The sequence below is a fragment of the Leifsonia sp. T36S-04 genome (genome assembly GCF_042465655.1).
In the GTDB taxonomy this organism is placed as follows: Bacteria; Actinomycetota; Actinomycetes; order Actinomycetales; family Microbacteriaceae; genus Leifsonia.
Genome location: NZ_CP146286.1, coordinates 1,926,612 through 1,942,931, shown reverse-complemented (window position 1 = coordinate 1,942,931; position 16,320 = coordinate 1,926,612). Strand labels below are relative to the sequence as shown.

Below are 16,320 nucleotides of genomic sequence, written 5' to 3'. Positions count from 1 at the left end.
GCGGGCGCGAGCGGAGGCACGATGCGATACATCCGGAAACCGGTCAGTGCCTCCCACCCACCCGGTCCCGAGCGCGGCCAGGAAGCGCTCGCGAGCCGGCGGCCGCTCCTGTTCGGCTACCTGATCGCGCTCGGCGCGATCGGTGCGGTCGCCACCGGCTTCATGCTGTACGGCCTGCGGTCGATCATCTTCACGGTCTTCCTCGCGATGTTCGCGACCGTGGGGCTCGACCCGCTCATCCGCTGGTTCCAGCGCCACGGGATGAAGCGGTCCTGGGCCATCGTCACGGTCATCCTGATGGTGATCGGCGTGCTCGTGGGGATCATCTGGTTCGTCGTTCCGCTCATCGCCAATCAGATCTCGTTCCTTGCCACCGCCATCCCGAAAGAAGTCGCCACGCTGCGGGACGAGGGCTGGTTCGACTCCGCCAATGCGACATCGAACGGCGTGCTGGGCCAGCTCGTGAACTGGATCGCGGAGCAGTTCCAGAACCCGCAGACCTGGGCGACGATCGGAAATGGCCTGGTCGGCTTCGGGCTGTCCGTGCTGAATGCGGTCACGACCGGTTTCTTCATCGCCATCCTGACCATCTACTTCATCGCGTCGTACGACAGCACGAAGCAGGCCGCCTACCGCCTGGTGCGCCGCTCGCACCGGGCGCAGTTCGAGAGCTATTCCGAGCGGATCCTGCAGAACTTCGGCAAGTACCTCAGCGGGATGGTGATCCTCGCATTCTGCAACGCGGTCTACAGTCTCATCCTGCTGATCCTCACCGGAGTTCCCGGCGCCTTCCTCATCGCCCTCGTCGCCTTCTTCATCACGCTGATCCCGCTGATCGGGACCGTGCTGACGACGGCCGTCATGTCGGTGCTCGCGTTCATCCACTCGCCGGTCAGCGGCATCATCGTGCTCATCGCCATGCTGATCTACATGCAGGTCGAGGCGTACATCCTCACCCCGAAGGTGATGGGCAAGGCGGTGCAGGTGCCGGGTTCGGTGGTGCTGATCTCGGCGCTGGCCGGTTCCACGCTGTTCGGGCTGCCCGGAGCCCTGGTCGCGATTCCCATCTCGGCCGGCATCATCCTCGTGATCAAAGAGATCGTGATGCCCCGCAAAGACCGAAGCTGAACCGACCGATGCTCGATTGGCGAGCGACGCCGATCGGATGCTAGTGTTGTGCCTCGGTTCGGGAAACTGAGCCGGATGCGCCTCTAGCTCAATCGGCAGAGCAATTGACTCTTAATCAATGGGTTCAGGGTTCAAGTCCCTGGGGGCGCACCACACACCGCAGGTGGCGAGAAGCCCCCGATCCCTTAGAAACAGGGGATCGGGGGCTTCTCGGTTTGCTGCCCGCCGTTCACGCATCCACTTGACGCAACACGCCGTTGCGCGCGGGTCGGTGACGGCGTGTTGCGTCAACTAGATCGTTCCGTTGCCGGTGGTCAGGCGCAGCGGCGCGTCCGGGTCAGCGGTCGCGGGCGATGACCGAGAAGTCCTTCTCGCCGTGGCCGGCGTCGACGGCGCGCTGCAACTCGGCGGCGACCAGCGCGGCGGCTGGGAGGGGGACGTCGGCGGTGGCGAGCATCAGCCGGAGGTCCTTTGCGAGCAGGGCCGCCGAGAACTGGGTGTCGTCGAAGTCGCCGGAGAGCACGACCGGGCCCTTCATCGCAGCGATGGGAGCGATCGATGTCAGGGACAGCAGGGAGAGTACCTCGTCGCCGGAGAGACCACCGGCGCTGCCGAGGCGGAGGGACTCGCTCAGGGCTTCCATGGAGATGGCGAGGGCCAGGTTGGCCACGAGCTTCGCGGCCGCGGCTTTCGCCGGAGTCTCGAACGTCCGGATCTTGTCGGGGTCGGCCCACAGGCTCACGATTCCGCGGGCCGTCCGGACGGCGTCGTGCTCGCCGCCGATCAGCACCGCCAGGCTGCCGGCCCGAGCGGGTGCGAGCGAGCCGACGACGGGGGAGTGGACATAGTGGACGCCCGCGGACCGCGCCCAGCCGGCGAACTCGTCGGCGTCCGACGGGGCGACGGTCGTCACGTCGATCCACAGGGCACCGGAGGGGATCGGCAGCTCCCCGTCCACGACGATCTCGCGCACCGCGTCGGGTCCGAACAGAACGGTGAGGACGGCATCCGCCCCCTGAACGGCTTCCGCCGGGGTGGAGGCGATGTGCGCTCCCCGGCGTCCCACGGTTTCCGTCGGCTCGGGCGAGCGATTCCACGCGGTGACGTGGTGCCCGGCGTCGATCAGATGGGTGACGAGCTCCCGGCCCATGCGGCCGAGTCCGAGAATGGCGATGTCCATGGTCCCCACTCTGCGCTCACGGACGGGGGTGGGGAAGGGGTCACGCCGTCAGTTCGTCGCGGCGGCGCAGCAGGAAGTCGCGTTCCGCATCACCGGCGCACAGGGAGGCCGCGGACTCGTACTCGGCGACGGCCTCCGGCGAGAGCCCGAGCCGGGCGAGCAGTTGCGCCCGGATGCCGTGCAGCAGGTAGAAACGCTCCAGCGGCTCCCGCAGGGGCTCGATCGCCGCGAGCGCGGCCTCCGGCCCTTCCACCTCCGCAACGGCGACGGCACGGTTGAGCGCGACGACCGGAGTGGGGGCGACCAGCAGGAGCTGGTCGTAGAGGGCCACGATCTGCGGCCAGTCGGTGTCCTCCGCCGCCGTCGAATCGTCGTGGACGGCCTGGATCGCCGCCTGCAGCTGGTACGGTCCCGGCCGGCCGCGGCGCAGGCAGTCGCGGACCAGCACGTGGCCCTCGGCGATCTTGGCCGCGTCCCACGAGCTCCGGTCCTGCTCCGGCAGCGGGATGAGGCCGCCCCCGGCATCCATCCGCGCCGCGCGCCGCGCATCCACCAGCAGGAGCAGCGCCAGGAGGCCGGCGACCTCCTCCTCGTCCGGCAGCAGGGTCCGGAGGACCCGCGCGAGCCGCAACGCCTCGTCGCACAGCTCGTCGCGGATCAGCCGCTCGCCGGAACTCGCCGCGTAGCCTTCGCTGAACACGAGGTAGAGCACGGCGAGCACCGACTGCAGCCGGGCGGGCAGGTCGGCGGACGAGGGGATGCGGTACGGGATGCGCGCATCCCGGATCTTCGCCTTCGCCCGCGAGATGCGCTGCGCCATGGTCGGCTCGGGCACCAGGAACGCTCGCGCGATGTCCGCCGTGCTCAGACCGCCGAGCAGCCGGAGCGTCAGCGCCACCCGAGCCTCCGGAGAGAGCGCGGGATGGCAGCACGTGAAGATGAGCCGCAGGCGGTCGTCCGGGATCTCATCCGTCACGGACCCGTCCGAAGGTCCCGGCATGGTGAGCGCAGCCAGCACGGTGGCCTCGGCCTCCCTGTCTCGTCCGACGGCGTCGCGCCGGAGACGGTCGATGGCGCGGCGCCGGGCGGTCGTGATGATCCATCCGGCCGGGGAGGGAGGGACGCCGTCGCGGGGCCACCGTTCGGTCGCGACGACGAACGCCTCCTGGACCGCGTCCTCGGCCCGGTCCAGGTCGCCGAGCATGCGGTACAGCACCGAGACCGCGCGCCCGTACTCCGCACGGAAGGTGCGCGCGATCCCGGTCCCGTCCATGTCGTTCAGCCGGCGAAGGGCCGGACTTCGATGGGGAGCGTCGTGGCGAGCGCCACCCGCCGACCCCACTCCAGGGCAGCGTCCAGATCGGGGACGTCGACGATGGAGAAGCCGCCGAGGTGCTCCTTGCCCTCGGCGTAGGGTCCGTCGGTGATCAGCACGTCGCCGTCCTGCGGCCGCAGCACGGTCGCAGCCGACGCGGGGAGCAGCCCTTGCGAGAACACCCACACGCCGGCGGTCCGCATGTCGTCGTTCACCGCCCTCACGTCGCGGTCGATCCGGGACATCACCTCCGGCTCCGGGATGGGGCCGTCCGGCTGGTAGACGCTGAGCAGGTACTGGGTCATGGTCGTGTCCTCTCCGAGCGCGGCGCGCTCTCACCGTCTACACGAACGCGATCCTGCTATTTCGACACAGTCCGCTCCAGAAGCGCCACTCCGATTTTGGAGTCGGCCATGCCGTAGAAGACCCAGTCGCGGCCGTCAACCGTCTCGATGGCGGTCGGGAAGACGACGTTCGGGACGATCCCACTCCGTTCGTCCTCCGTCTCGGCCGAGAGCAGCGGCTCCGGCGTGCGGTCGATCACGCGCCACGGCTCGTCGGCGTCGAGGATCATCGCACCGGCGGCGTAGTTCACGTTCTTCTGCTGGGCGACCCCCGACTCCAGTCGCCCGGTGACGCCGTGGTGGAGCAGCAGCCAGCCTTCCGGGACGCGATGCGGCGCCGGTCCCGCGCCGATCTTGAGCTCTTCGAACGGGAACTCGGGGCCCGCGAGGAAACGGTTCTGCCGCCAGCGGGCGAGTTCGCGGAGGTCGCGCTGCACGGCCTCGACGGGGATGAACGCGATCCAGATGCTGGGCCGGCTCTCGCCCGCCGGTGGATGCTCGCCCTCGCCGGGGCGGATGTCGCCGAGGTCCCACACCGGCCGGTGCAGCACGGCGAAGCTCGGGGTGCCGTCCGGGGCGGTGACCGGCTCGGGGAAGAACACGGTGTCCTTGTTGATGAAGAGGGCCAGATCGATCCCGAGCTCGTCGTCGTATTCGAATGACACAGGGCCGAGCCGCCGCCAGGCGCGCAGATCGTCGGACACGGCCACGGCGGTGCGAGGACCGAGCGGGCCGTAGGCGACGTACGTCATGACGTGCAGTCCGAGCGCGGGGATGAAGGTGACCCGCGGGTCCTCCACGCCGGCGTTGCTGCGCCCGCGCTCGAACGGCCGGTCGGGCTCGAGCACCACGCCTTCGCGCTCGACGGCGACGGGGGTGCCGTCCTCGAGCACCACGCGCGCGAGTCCGACGCGCGAGACGTTGCCCTCGGCGACCAAGCGGGGGAGCAGGTACAGCTCGCCGTCGGGGCCGCGTCCGGAGGCAGGGTTGAGGACGCCCTCCGCCTCGAGCGGGTCGCCCGCGGCGGGGGTCATGACCACGCCGGCGCGTGAGAGTCGATACGGAAACGGGGTCATGCGTCCACCTCCCGGTAGAAATAGAGTTCACGAGCGTCTTTCGGCGCATCCCAGCCCTGGGCGAACGACCAGCGGCCGCCGATCTTCTGCAGGCCGCCCCATGCGAGCGAGCCGCCGCGGTTGAGCGCCAGCTGGGTGAACCGGTCGTCGAGCGCATAGAGCGCCTGGGCGGCAGCGAAGTCGCCGTGCTCGTCGGCGTAGAAGAAGTCGAGCACGAGGTGATCGCCGTCCACTGCGGCGCAGGCGACCTCGAAGAGCGAGCCCGCCAGCGGGGTCAGGTCGAGGTACGGCTGCGTCTCGAATCGCCAGTCGAGCCCGTCGGACGAGCGCCCGATCGTCGGGCGCCCGCCGCATCCCTCCGAGAGGAACATCAGGTACTGGCCGCCGATGCGGACCGCCCTCCCGTGTTCGTCGCGAGGGAGGACCGCCCCCTTCGCCCAGTACTCGGACACCGCGTACGGCACGACCAGGCCGCGCTTCTGCCAGTGCTCGAGGTCGTCGGAGACGGCGGACATGATGTCCACCGCGACCGAGCCGTCCTCCCGCCGCCAGATCGCGTTGTAGAACAGCACGTAGCCGTCGTCGAGCGCGTAGACCTTGGGGTCCTCGCAGCCGAGCGTCTCGTTCGCGAGTGTCGGATAGAGCACCGGGTTGGCAGGGGAGTCGAGCCAGGCGCCGTCCCGCCGGACCGCGTGCCCGATCCGGCTCGCGGTCGACTCCTTGCGCGGCGATGCGCGGTAGAACAGGTGCAGCTCTTCGCCGCGCTGGATGACGGTCGGGTTGAAGATCGAGTCGCTCGTCCATCCCACGTCGGTCGGGTCATCCCACTGCCCCTCCTGCCGGAAGGTCAGGGCGTCATCCCGTTCGAATGGTCCGATCGCCCAGTCGGGCCGCTCGGGATACTGCGCGGAGAACTGGTCGGTCGAGATGCGGTCGGTCAGCGCGTTGGTGTGCGCCAGCGCCTCGCGGTAGCTGGCGAGCAGCGCGTCGCGCTCCGCCGGTGCGGTGGGGTCGTCGTTCATGGTTCCTTGTCTGCTCATCCCTTGACGGACGAGCCGAGGTCGCTGGAGGTGAAGTACCGCTGGAAGACGATGAACAGGACGACCACCGGCCCCGCCAGCACGACGGCACCGGCCAGGATGGCGCCGTACGGGTTGGTGGTGGATCCGGAGACCGTCGAGATGTAGTTCGCCAGCGAGACGGCGAGCGGTTGGAGGCTCGCCTCCTTCGTGATCAGGAACGGCCAGAGGAACTCGTTCCACGGGCCGATGAAGGTCAGCAGCAGCGCAGTGACCAGCGCAGGCCGGACCAGGGGGAGGGCGATGCGCCACAGCAGCACGAACTCGCCTGCCCCGTCGATCCGCGCCGCGTCGAACAGCTCCCGCGGCAACTGGAGGAAGTACTGCCGGAAGATGAGCACCGCAGCGGAGTTGATCGCGAACGGCAGGATCATCCCGAGGTAGTTGTCGGCGAGTCCGTAGTTGCGTGCGATCAGCACGTACAGCGGGATCATCAGGAGCTGGAACGGGATGGTCTGCACCAGCAGCGCCAGCGCGAACGTCACGCCGCGTCCCCGCCATTCCAGGATCGCCAGCGCATATCCGGCGAGTACGCCGAACACGATCGTCCCCAGCAGGACGCCGCCGGTGAAGATGCCCGAGTTCACGAGACCGCTGATCAGGTTGATGCGCGAGTTGATCTGCGAGTAGTTGTCGAGGGTCAGGTTCGCGGGGTTGGGGAAGGCTCCGGCGATCGTGGTGTCGGGCGACGCCTGCAGCGAGCCGATCACCATGTAATAGAACGGGAACAGGAAGGCGATCGCGCCGAGCGCCAGCACGATGCCCTGGGCGATCGCCTGACCCCGGCTGAGGCGCCGAGGTGTGGCGAGGTCGCGGCGGCGCTTGCCGCCGCCGGCCGACGGGCGGGCGGTCGGTCGTGGGGCCGTCTGAGTCATCGGTCCCTCCCTCCTGCGAAGCGGTTCTGCAACCATCCGATGATGAGCACGCCGATCACGAGGATCACGCCGATGGCGGCGGCGTAGCCCGGGTGTCCCTGCTGGATGCCCTGCTGGTAGATGAGGAGCACGGGGCTCGTCGAGTGCCCGTCCGGTCCGCCGCCGCCGGTCAGCAGATACGGCTCGGTGAACAGGTTGGCGCCGGTGATCGTGGCGAGCAGCAGCACCAGGACAGTGGCCGGGCGCACGCCGGGGACGGTGACGGAGAAGAACTGGCGGATCTTGCCGGCGCCGTCGGTCGCGGCCGACTCGTACAGCTCGGTCGGCACGTTCTGCAGCGCCGCCAGGTACAGCAGGATGTAGAACCCCAGACCCTTCCAGGTGACGTAGATCGCGATGGTGGGCATGGCGAGCGCCGGATTCGAGAACCAGCTCGGAGAGGGCGCGAGCGGGCCCAGGATGTGGTTGACCAGCCCGTTCTGACCGAACAGGAACAGCCACACGCCGATGATCGCAACACTCGACGTGACGTACGGGAGGTAGTAGCTCGTGCGCAGGAACGTGCGGAAGCGGGTGATGCTGTTGAGCCCGGAGGCGAGCAGCAGCGACAGCACGACCGTCAGCGGCACGTTGATGATGAGGAAGATCCCGACGTTCCAGAACGACTGCAGCACGGCGGGGTCGGTGAGTGCCTGGACATAGTTGTCCAGCCCGACGAACGGCCGGTCGACGACCGCGCCGGGAGCCGCGAAGAAGTAGTCGAAGAACGACATGTACACCGAGAAGCAGAGCGGGAACGCGAAGATCGCCAGCACGAACACGATGTAGGGCGCGCCGAACAGCCACCCGAGCGGGTTCTTGCCGAGGATGCGTTGCACGATCGGTGCTCGGTGGCGCCGGCCGGAGCCGGCGGCGGGCGTGGTGCCCGCCGCCGGGCGTGTGGAGACGGTGCTCATGGCTACTTCTGCGCCTGGAGCTTGTCGATCTTCTGAGCGGCGGTCTTGAAGGCGTCCTCGACCGATCCGCTGCCGTTCACGACGGCCTTGGTGTAGGCGTCACGCAGTGCCTGCATCTGGGCGATGGTGTTGGTGCCCGTCGGGTCGTCCGTCGTGTGGGCGCTCTGCACGCCGAACTCCTTGTAGGCCGGGTGCGAGTCGAAGTAGCTCGCGAAGGTGGTGGCCACATCGGTGCGGATCGGCATCTGTCCGGTGACGTCGAGGAGCTTGCCGTCCTGCTCCTTACTGGTCGCGAACTTGATCACATCCCATGCCGTGCCCTGGTTCTTGCAGGACGTGTACATGCCGATGTTCTTGGCATCCGGGAAGGTGTAGGTCTCCTCGGGCGACTTCCCGTCCTTGGTCGGGACGGGGACGGAGCCCCACTGAACCTTGTCGCCGTAGAAGGCGATGGCCCACGGTCCGACGATCGCCATGGCGGACTTCCCGTCGGCGAACGCGTCACCCTGGTACTGCTCCTTGCCGGCCAGGCCGTCGCTGTAGATCTGCTTCCAGAAGTTGGCCACATCCATCGAGTCCTGGCTGGTGATGGTCGCCTTGCCGTCCTCGATGAAGGTCTTGCCACCGCTCTCCGCGGCGAGCAGCGGCAGGTAGTCGAAGTTCACCTGGAAGAACTCGCTGGTCGGCGCCGGGTAGATCGCGTACGGCGCCGCACCCGAGGACTTGATCTTCTGCGCTGCGGCCTGGAAGTCGGCGTAGGTCGACAGCTTCGGGTTCTCCGGGTCGAGCCCGGCCTTCTGGAAGATCGCCTTGTTGTAGAAGATCATCACCGGGTTCTGCTTCCACGGCATCTGGTAATAGTCGCCATCGGCCGACTTGTACTGGTCGGCGGCGCTTCCGCTGCGCGCCTCGATGTACTTCGCGCCGTCGGAGAACTTCGACAGGTCGACGAGGCCGCCCTGCTTCTGCCACTGGCCGGTCGCCGCCGGGAGGTTGTTGAAGACCAGGCACGGGGTCGTGCCCGCGGTGATGGCCGCGCCGATGACCTCCTCGGTGCTCTTGCCGGCCGGAACCTCCTGCGCCTTGATCTGCTCCTTGGGGTGCGCGGAGTTCCAGGCCGAGACCATCGACTTGCCCCACTGCACCTCCTGCTCGTTGTTCGAGTACCAGATGGTGATGGGTCCGTGCGCCTTCATGGCGTCGCTGGAGCCGCCGCCGCTGGAACCGCAGGCGGCCAGTGTCCCGGCGATGACGCCGGCGGTGAGGAGGGAGACGGCGAGTCTGGCCACTCGTTTCGAGTTCTGTCGCATGGTGTGCCTTTCAGTGGATTTCTGTTCAGTGCCCGGCCGGGGGCGCGGTGGATGCGCGCACCACGAGCCGGGCCGGGGGGAGGGCGACATCGCCTGGCTCGCCGTCCTCCACCAGCCGCAGCAATGCGGTGGCGGCGGCGAGCCCGAAGCCGACCGGGTCGTTGTCGAGAGTGGTGAGGGACGGGTAGACGAAGGAGCCGATCTGGGATCCGTCGAGTCCCGTGACCGAGAGCTCGCCCGGAAGGTCGAGCCCGCGTTCGTGTGCGACGCCCATGCCCGCGATCGCCATCGGGTCGTTCCCGTAGACGATCGCGGTGGGGCGCTCCTCCGTGTCGAGCAGGGCCTTCGTGGCTTCGGCGCCCTGCTCGGGAGAGAAGTCGGTGGTGACGACGAGCGGAGTGACTCCCGCCTGGTGCATGGCGAGCTCGAATCGCTCGCGGCGGCGCAGCCCGTGCAGCATCCGCTCGTCGCCGGAGACGTACGCGATGCGGCGGTGCCCGAGCCCGACGAGGTGCGCGACGAGGTCGTCGATGCCGGCGTCGTAGTCACGGGTGATCACCGGGAACGGGCTTCCGCCGGGAGGCGCACCGAGTGACACCGCGAGGGATCCGAGCCGTTCGATCAGGGGGATGCGCGCATCCTCGGCCAGAAGGTCGGTGAGAAGGAACCCGTCGACGCGCTTATCGGACGCGAGGCGGGTATAGGCGCGCTCCTCGGCTTCGCGGTCGGGTACGACCGTCAGCACGAGCACGTTGCCGCGCTCGGACAGCACGGTCTCGACGCCGGCGATGAAGGCGGCGAAGAACGGGTCGACTTCGATGGTGTGCGGCTCCCGGTGGACCACCAGGCCGAGCGCGTAGGCGCGCCGCGTCGTGAGACCGCGAGCGCCGGGGTGGGGCGTCCAGCCGAGCTGCTGCGCGGTCTGCAGGATGCGTTCCCGCGTCTCGGTCTTGACGCCCGGACGGTCGTTGAGGGTCAGCGAGACGAGCGACTTGCTCACGCCCGCCGCACGTGCGACGTCGTTGATCGTGACGCTGCCGGGGCTCACCGCGGGCTCACCGTGGTGAAGCCGCCGGGGAGCACCACGACGAAGCCGTGGGCGCCGACGGTCTGAGGGCGGCCGACCTGCCGCCCCGCGGAGTCGTAGCTGGTGGCGGTAACCGGACCGCTCGCGTCGACCTTGTGCGGGACCGGCAGTGTGGTCGCGTTGACGTACACGTCCAGGCGGGAGGTACCCGCGAGCCCGAGGTGGGAGACGACCGGCTGCACCAGGATCGCGTCGAGCCGGGCCGTGCCCGAGACCTTCGCCGTCACGGTCGTCGCCTGTGCGGGAACGGGGACCGGGAGCGTCTGCGGGAGCAGGAAGACCGGGCTGGGCGCGATGCCCTGCGCTCCGGCGCGCACGTTGTCCGTGCGGCCGAGCGGGAGGGTGAGGCGACCGACGGAGGCGGTCCAGCTCGTCGTCCCGGCGTTCGGGGTTCCTGCGGCTCCGGGACCGAGGTCCGCGATGGGCAGGATGCGCGCGACCGGGTGGCCGCTGGGCAACGTGAGCGTGGCGGTCGAACCGTTGCCCGCCTGCAGGTAGGCGCCGCCGGACCAGTTCGCGGAACCGGTCCAGGCCGAGGGCGGGGTCACCGTGGTGACTGGGCCGGTGGCGGTTCCGCTCTCCACCTCCACCACGGCGAGTCCGTCGGTCGCGGTGGTGCGGGTGAGGGAGGTGGCCAGGCGCGCGATCGCCGGGTGCGCATCCAGTGCCAGCATGCTGAGCTGGGTGTGGATGACCGACTCGGCTCCGCAGTTCCGGTTGACGGTGCCGTCGGGAGCGATGCCGTCGACGCAGACACCCGTTGCCGGGTCGTAGGCCGGGGTTCCGGCGCGGTTCGCGCCGAAGTACCAGGCGGCCTGAGCGCCGGCGAGCGTGGCGAGGCCCGCCGCGCCGGTGGCGTCGGAGGCGGCGACGAGTCCCTCGAGGCGCGAATCGACGCCGTAGGCGATCTGCGAGCGGTCGGCCGGGGTCGGCGTCCAGCCGTTGTCCGGTCCTCCCGTCGCCAGAAGCTGGGCGGTGAACTGCGCCAGGTCGGTGGTGGCGGCCTTCTGGAGTCCGCTGTCGCCGAGGACACCGGCCGCCGCAGTGAGCGCGGCGGGCTGCATCCCGGCCCAGGCGTGCCAGAACGTGGGGGAGTTGGCTTCGGGCAGCAGGGCGCCGAACGGCCACTGGCCGACGCCTCCGCTCTGGAGCCTCGCGATGCCTTCCGCATAGTGCGCGAGCGCGGTTCGCGCCGCTGCATTGCTCGGCTGCGCGGACGCGAACGCGCTGAGCCCGAGGACGGCTTCGGCGGTGGCCCCTGCGCTGCCGACGATGAGCCAGCCGGGGACGGTCACGCCGTTGGCGACCTGGGTCTGCGGGTAGTGGCTGAGGGATTGGCGCTGCAGCGCCGCGACCGCGAGGTGCATCCGGTCCGCGAGGAACGACGCGAACGCCGGATCGGCGGTGCGGAAGCCGGCGTACCCCTCGCCCAGCGCCCACACGGTGCGTGCGAGCCAGAACGACTCGGCCGAATCGGACGGGTCCGGCAGCTCCTTCGGAATGGCGGAGGGATTCAGCGTGCCGTCGTGCTGCTGCCAGAGCACCACGTTTCCTGCGTTCGGACCGTCGGCGGTCTGCAGGTAGGTGAGCGAGCGGAGGAGCTCGTACGCGCTGGTGCGGCTCGACACGGTGCCGTTCTGCTTCCAGTCGCGCAGGTAGACGACGGCGGCCCGCGAGATGTCGTCGGCGTCGTAGGCACCCTGCGCGTACCAACCGCGCGCCGGATCGGTGATCGGTCCACCTCCGACACGGTGGAAGCTGCCGTCGGCCTGCCGATCGGCGTACACCCAGGGTGCGCGCGCCGTCGGCTCCTCGGCTGCACGATACGTCGTGTGCCCTGCCACGCCCGCCAGGAGCGGAACGTCGTCGAGCAGGAAGTCGAGATGCGCCAGATTAGTGAGCTTCGCCGGGGCAGTGGCGGCGGTCGACGAGGCCGATCGCACGGCTGCAGGAGTCGGCGTCACGGCCTGAGCGGGTAGTGCGACGGCCGTCACGGCCAGTGCTGCTCCCAGCCCGAATGCGAGCGCCGCCCGTGGCATCGTCAGTTGTCGGTTTCGCATCGTTGCGACCTCTCGTGCTGGTTCGGGCCCGCGATCCAGGCCGTCATCTAAACCGGTTTAAGGGACGGTAGGCGCAGATCGGAGGAAAGTCAATGTGACCCTTGTGAAGGCCCCCTGAGCACGACCAGACTGGCCGCACCGCGATCGACCAGGCCGCACCGACGGGGCAGGAGGACCACCCGTGGAGTACAAAGACATTCCCACCAAGGCCGACGTCGAGAGGATCGCCGCGCTGCGGCAACCGGGGTGCGTGAGCATCTACCTGCCGACCGGGACGACACCGGCGGAGGCGGACAAGGCTCGCATCGAGCTGAAGAACCACATCGGCACCGCCCTGCGGGCGCTCGAGGGCATGGGTGTGGCGCGTCCGCGCATCCAGGCGATCCACTCCGAGGGGGAGCTCATCCTCGAGGACCGGGACTTCTGGCGCTACCAGTCGCGATCGCTCGCCGTGTTCCTCGACGGGGACCTCTCCGAGACCTTCCGGCTGCCGAACCGGCTGGGCACCGCCTGCGAGATCGCCGACCGGTTCTACGTCAAACCGCTGCTGCGCGCACTGACCTTCCCGCAGACCGCGCTCATCCTGGCCCTGGCGGGCAACTCCGTACGACTTCTCCGCATCACACCCGACCGGTCACCGGAGAGGATCGATGTGCCGGGGATGCCGCGTGACGTCGCGGACGCGGTGGGCCTCGCCTCCGTCAGCGGACGCTCACCCGACGGGCGGATCCAGGGCTCCGAGGGGCAGAAGGTCCGGATGCTGGAGTACGTCCAGGCGATCGATCGCGCCCTCCATCCTCTGCTGGCCAATTCGACCGACCCGCTCATCCTCGCCGCGGCGGAGCCCCTGGCCGGTATCTTCCGGGGAGCCGCCGAGCACCCGCGGCTGGTCGCGGAAACCATCGCCGGGAACCCGGAGGAGAAGACCGACGAGGAGCTCGCGGCCTCCGCGCGCGGAGTGCTCGACCGGCTCTACGCGGGCAAGGTCGCCGCTCTGCGCGAGGCGTATGAAGCGCGCATCGCCGCCGGGACGGCCCTGGTCGACCTCAGCGACATCGCGCGCGCCGCGACGTTCGGCGCGGTGGAATCGCTGGTGATCGACATCGACCGCCGGGTTCCGGGCACGGTCGACGAGGAGACGGGAGCGATCACCCTGGCGGACGACGACGCACCCGGCGAGTACGGCGTCGTGGACGAGATCCTGCGCCGGGCGCTCGGTTCGAAGGCGAAGGTCTACGCCTTGCGCGCGGAGGACGTGCCGGGAGGCGGCGCGGCCGCTGCCGCGATACGTTTCCCTGTCTGACCCCGGCGGCGGTTGCGGCCGGCGCTCACCGTCGCGATTGCAACGCCAGGACCAGGAACTCCTGCACCGCGGCGAGCCAGTCGTACACCGCGCGCTGGAGGGCCGTCTCCTGATCGTGGATGTCGCCCTCGTCGCCGTCCTCCAGGATCCCGAGCCGCGCGGCGAGGACCAGCCGGATGTCGGTGATCGCGCGCAGCCAGGCGGTGGCCTGCGCCTCATCCAGGACGGCCTCGACCGGGTCGCCCTCCCGCTGGGCCAGCGATTCGATCACGACCCGGGCGTTCGCCTCCTTGCGGTCCGCGAGACCGGCCGCCGTGAACCGGCGGAACTCGGCCGAAGCCTCCGGATCGCCCGGATACGCGTCCGGCAGCAGCCGGCGCAGCGCCGGGTCGTGGCCGGCGGGCGCGTCCGGATCGGCGGCGGCACGGGCGAGCTCCACCGACTCCTCGGCGAGGGAAGTCAGCAACTGCGCCTCCTCCTGCCGGAAGCGCCCGATGACACGGCCGTCCTTCCGCCGCCGGAACGGGATCACGCGTCGGCCTTCGTCAGTGTCGCCCACAGCCCGTAGTCGTGCATCGCCTCCACGTGCCGCTCCATCTCTTCGCGCGTTCCCGTGGCGACGACCGCGCGGCCCTCGTTGTGGACCAGCATCATGAGCCGCTTCGCCTCGCGGCGCGAGAAGCCGAAGTAGGTCTGGAAGACGTAGGTGACGTAGCTCATCAGATTCACCGGGTCGTTCCAGACGATGGTGATCCACGGCGAACCGAGTTCGAGTAGCAGGTCGGTCGCAGTGTCTTCAAGGGTGTCCGGCCCGGCGGAGGTCGCCTGGCTCACAGGTGAACGCCGCCGATCACATCCGCAGCGCGGACGAGGGCCAGGTGGGTCAGCGCCTGGGGCGTGTTGCCCGCGTGCGAGCGCCCCTCCACGTCGTATTCCTCGGAGAGCATGCCGACGTCGTTGGCCAGCCCGACCAGCCGGTCCATCATCCGGATGGCGTCGTCCGTGCGCCCGGAGGCGGCGTACTGCTCGACCAGCCAGAAGGAGCAGGCCAGGAAGGGGTGCTCGCCCGGGGGGAGGCCATCCACGCCCGACTCGGTGCGGTAGCGCAGCACCAGTCCGTCGCGCAGGAGGTCCTCCTCGATCGCACGCACGGTGCCGAGCATGCGCGGGTCGTCCGCGTCGACGTATCCGACCTGACTGAGCTGCAGCAGCGACGCATCCACCTCGGTGCTCCCGTAGTGCTGGACGTACGTGCCGCGGTGCGCGTCCCAGCCGTTCGCCTCGATGTCGGCCCGGATGGCGTGGCGCTCGCGCTTCCAGCGTGCGACCGGGCCGTCCAGGTGGTACTCCTCGGCGGCGCGGATGGCGCAGTCGAAGGCCGCCCACACCAGTGCGCGTGAGTGCGTGAACTGCCGTGGTTTGTCGCGGATCTCCCAGATCCCGTGATCCGGCTCCCGCCAATGCTCCTCGAGGTACCCCATGAGGGCGCGCTGCAGCGCCCACGAGAACCGGGTCTCGGCGTTCCCCGCGCGGCGGCCGCGGTCGAGCGCCAGCATCACCTCGCCGATGACGTCCGCCTGGAACTGAGTGGACGCGTCGTTCCCGATCCGCACCGGATGCGCGCCCTGATAGCCCGGGAGGCTGTCGATGATGCGCTCGTCCAGGTCGCGCTCGCCCGCCAGCCCGTACATGATCTGGACGTCGCCGGGATCGCCCGCGACCGCCCGCAGCAGCCAGTCGCGCCAGTGGTCGATGTAGCCGTTGTAGCCGTGCGCGAGCAGCACGCCGATCGTGAGGGAGGCATCCCGCAGCCACACGTAGCGGTAATCCCAGTTGCGTTCGCCGCCGAACGCCTCCGGTAGCGAGGTGGTGGCGGCGGCGACGATACCGCCGGTCTCCAGGTGGGAGAGCGCGCGAAGCAGCAGCAGCGAACGCACGACCTCGTCGCGGTACGGACCCGTGTGCTCGGACGCGTTCGCCCAGTCCGTCCACCACTCCCGGGTGAGGTCGACGGAGGCGTTCACGTCGAGGGCCGGCGGCGCCTCGCGGTGAGAGGGGAACCAGGTGAGCGTGAGGTCGACGGTCTCTCCCGCGCCCACGACGAACTCGCCCTGGTGGGAGTGGTTCGCCGGGTGGAGTTCAGCGCCGCGGACCACGATCGCGTCGGGACCGGCGACCGCGATCAGCGCGTGCGGGCGCTCCGACGTGTCCTGCCGGACCCACGGGATAGCGGTGGCATACCCGAACCGGATGCGGAGGTCCTGCAGCATCCGCACCGAGCCCCGGACGCCGCGCACACGCCGGACGATATCGGCGCGGTGGTCGTGCATCGGCATGAGGTCGACGACCTCCACCTCACCGTCCGATGTCACCCAGCGGGTGACGAGGATCATCGTGTCCTTCTCGTAGTGACGCGAGCTGGTCGCCGAGGCGTCGGCGGGCGCGAGGAGCCATCGACCGTGGTCCTCGGTGCCCAGCAGGGCACCGAACATGGAGCGGGAATCGTAGCGCGGAAGGCACAGCCAGTCGATGCTTCCGTCCTTACCGACGAGGGCCCCGGTGAAGCAGTCACTGATCAGGGCGTAATCCTCGATGGGGAGCGACATA

General features: G+C 69.5%; 15 protein-coding genes and 1 tRNA gene. 3 read left to right on the top strand and 13 right to left on the bottom strand.

Annotated elements, in window-relative coordinates:
• Nucleotides 1-21 precede the first annotated feature (21 nt).
• Both P3F85_RS09425 and P3F85_RS09420 read left to right on the top strand, forming a co-directional pair.
• The gene (locus P3F85_RS09425) at nt 22-1,128 is read left to right on the top strand and encodes an AI-2E family transporter (protein WP_374006987.1); all 1,107 of its coding nucleotides are present in this window, start codon (nt 22-24) and stop codon (nt 1,126-1,128) included.
• Nucleotides 1,129-1,205: 77 nt separating this feature from the next.
• A tRNA-Lys gene (locus tag P3F85_RS09420) sits at nt 1,206-1,281 on the top strand.
• Nucleotides 1,282-1,465: 184 nt separating this feature from the next.
• On the opposite strand, the gene P3F85_RS09415 is transcribed toward P3F85_RS09420, so the two are convergent.
• The 10 genes from P3F85_RS09415 to P3F85_RS09370 are packed head-to-tail and all read right to left on the bottom strand — an operon-like array spanning nt 1,466 to nt 12,410.
• A complete protein-coding gene (locus P3F85_RS09415; RefSeq protein WP_374006985.1) occupies nt 1,466-2,308 on the bottom strand; it encodes an NAD(P)-dependent oxidoreductase in 843 nt (280 codons plus the stop codon).
• Nucleotides 2,309-2,348: 40 nt separating this feature from the next.
• Nucleotides 2,349-3,581, bottom strand: coding sequence for an RNA polymerase sigma factor (locus tag P3F85_RS09410; RefSeq protein ID WP_374006983.1), 1,233 nt, complete (start codon nt 3,579-3,581; stop codon nt 2,349-2,351).
• A gap of 5 nt (nt 3,582-3,586) precedes the next feature.
• Entirely contained in the window at nt 3,587-3,928 is a 342-nt protein-coding gene (locus P3F85_RS09405; protein WP_374006981.1) for a YciI family protein, read from the bottom strand.
• Between the two features lie 56 nt (nt 3,929-3,984).
• The gene (locus P3F85_RS09400; protein WP_374006980.1) at nt 3,985-5,043 is read right to left on the bottom strand and encodes a glycosidase; all 1,059 of its coding nucleotides are present in this window, start codon (nt 5,041-5,043) and stop codon (nt 3,985-3,987) included.
• On the bottom strand, nt 5,040-6,065 hold the full coding sequence (locus P3F85_RS09395; protein WP_374006979.1) for a hypothetical protein: 1,026 nt from the start codon (nt 6,063-6,065) through the stop codon (nt 5,040-5,042). Before P3F85_RS09395 ends, P3F85_RS09400 begins: the two co-directional genes overlap by 4 nt.
• A gap of 14 nt (nt 6,066-6,079) precedes the next feature.
• A complete protein-coding gene (locus P3F85_RS09390; protein WP_374006978.1) occupies nt 6,080-6,997 on the bottom strand; it encodes a carbohydrate ABC transporter permease in 918 nt (305 codons plus the stop codon).
• Nucleotides 6,994-7,953: a carbohydrate ABC transporter permease gene (locus P3F85_RS09385; RefSeq protein ID WP_374006977.1), complete on the bottom strand. Its 960-nt coding sequence runs from the start codon at nt 7,951-7,953 to the stop codon at nt 6,994-6,996. The genes P3F85_RS09390 and P3F85_RS09385 overlap by 4 nt, the downstream gene beginning before the upstream one ends.
• Nucleotides 7,954-7,955: 2 nt before the next feature.
• A complete protein-coding gene (locus tag P3F85_RS09380; protein ID WP_374006975.1) occupies nt 7,956-9,263 on the bottom strand; it encodes a sugar ABC transporter substrate-binding protein in 1,308 nt (435 codons plus the stop codon).
• Between the two features lie 25 nt (nt 9,264-9,288).
• Nucleotides 9,289-10,311: a LacI family DNA-binding transcriptional regulator gene (locus tag P3F85_RS09375; protein ID WP_374006974.1), complete on the bottom strand. Its 1,023-nt coding sequence runs from the start codon at nt 10,309-10,311 to the stop codon at nt 9,289-9,291.
• Nucleotides 10,308-12,410 carry a hypothetical protein gene (locus P3F85_RS09370; RefSeq protein WP_374006973.1) on the bottom strand — a complete coding sequence of 701 codons (2,103 nt, stop codon included), beginning with the start codon at nt 12,408-12,410 and terminating at the stop codon, nt 10,308-10,310. Before P3F85_RS09370 ends, P3F85_RS09375 begins: the two co-directional genes overlap by 4 nt.
• 181 nt (nt 12,411-12,591) lie before the next feature.
• Here P3F85_RS09370 and P3F85_RS09365 point away from each other — a divergent pair, with 181 nt between their 5' ends.
• The gene (locus tag P3F85_RS09365; protein ID WP_374006972.1) at nt 12,592-13,713 is read left to right on the top strand and encodes a hypothetical protein; all 1,122 of its coding nucleotides are present in this window, start codon (nt 12,592-12,594) and stop codon (nt 13,711-13,713) included.
• A 25-nt stretch (nt 13,714-13,738) separates the two neighbouring features.
• Here the strand turns inward: P3F85_RS09365 and P3F85_RS09360 are convergent, their stop codons facing one another.
• From P3F85_RS09360 to P3F85_RS09350, 3 genes are read right to left on the bottom strand one after another with little or no spacing between them, the layout of a single operon-like run.
• The gene (locus P3F85_RS09360) at nt 13,739-14,272 is read right to left on the bottom strand and encodes a DUF2017 domain-containing protein (RefSeq protein ID WP_374006971.1); all 534 of its coding nucleotides are present in this window, start codon (nt 14,270-14,272) and stop codon (nt 13,739-13,741) included.
• Nucleotides 14,242-14,547 carry an ATP-dependent Clp protease adapter ClpS gene (clpS, locus tag P3F85_RS09355; protein WP_374006969.1) on the bottom strand — a complete coding sequence of 102 codons (306 nt, stop codon included), beginning with the start codon at nt 14,545-14,547 and terminating at the stop codon, nt 14,242-14,244. Before clpS ends, P3F85_RS09360 begins: the two co-directional genes overlap by 31 nt.
• Nucleotides 14,544-16,319, bottom strand: a complete 1,776-nt coding sequence (locus P3F85_RS09350) for a glycoside hydrolase family 15 protein (RefSeq protein WP_374006968.1) — start codon at nt 16,317-16,319, stop codon at nt 14,544-14,546. Before P3F85_RS09350 ends, clpS begins: the two co-directional genes overlap by 4 nt.
• Nucleotide 16,320: the final 1 nt, after the last annotated feature.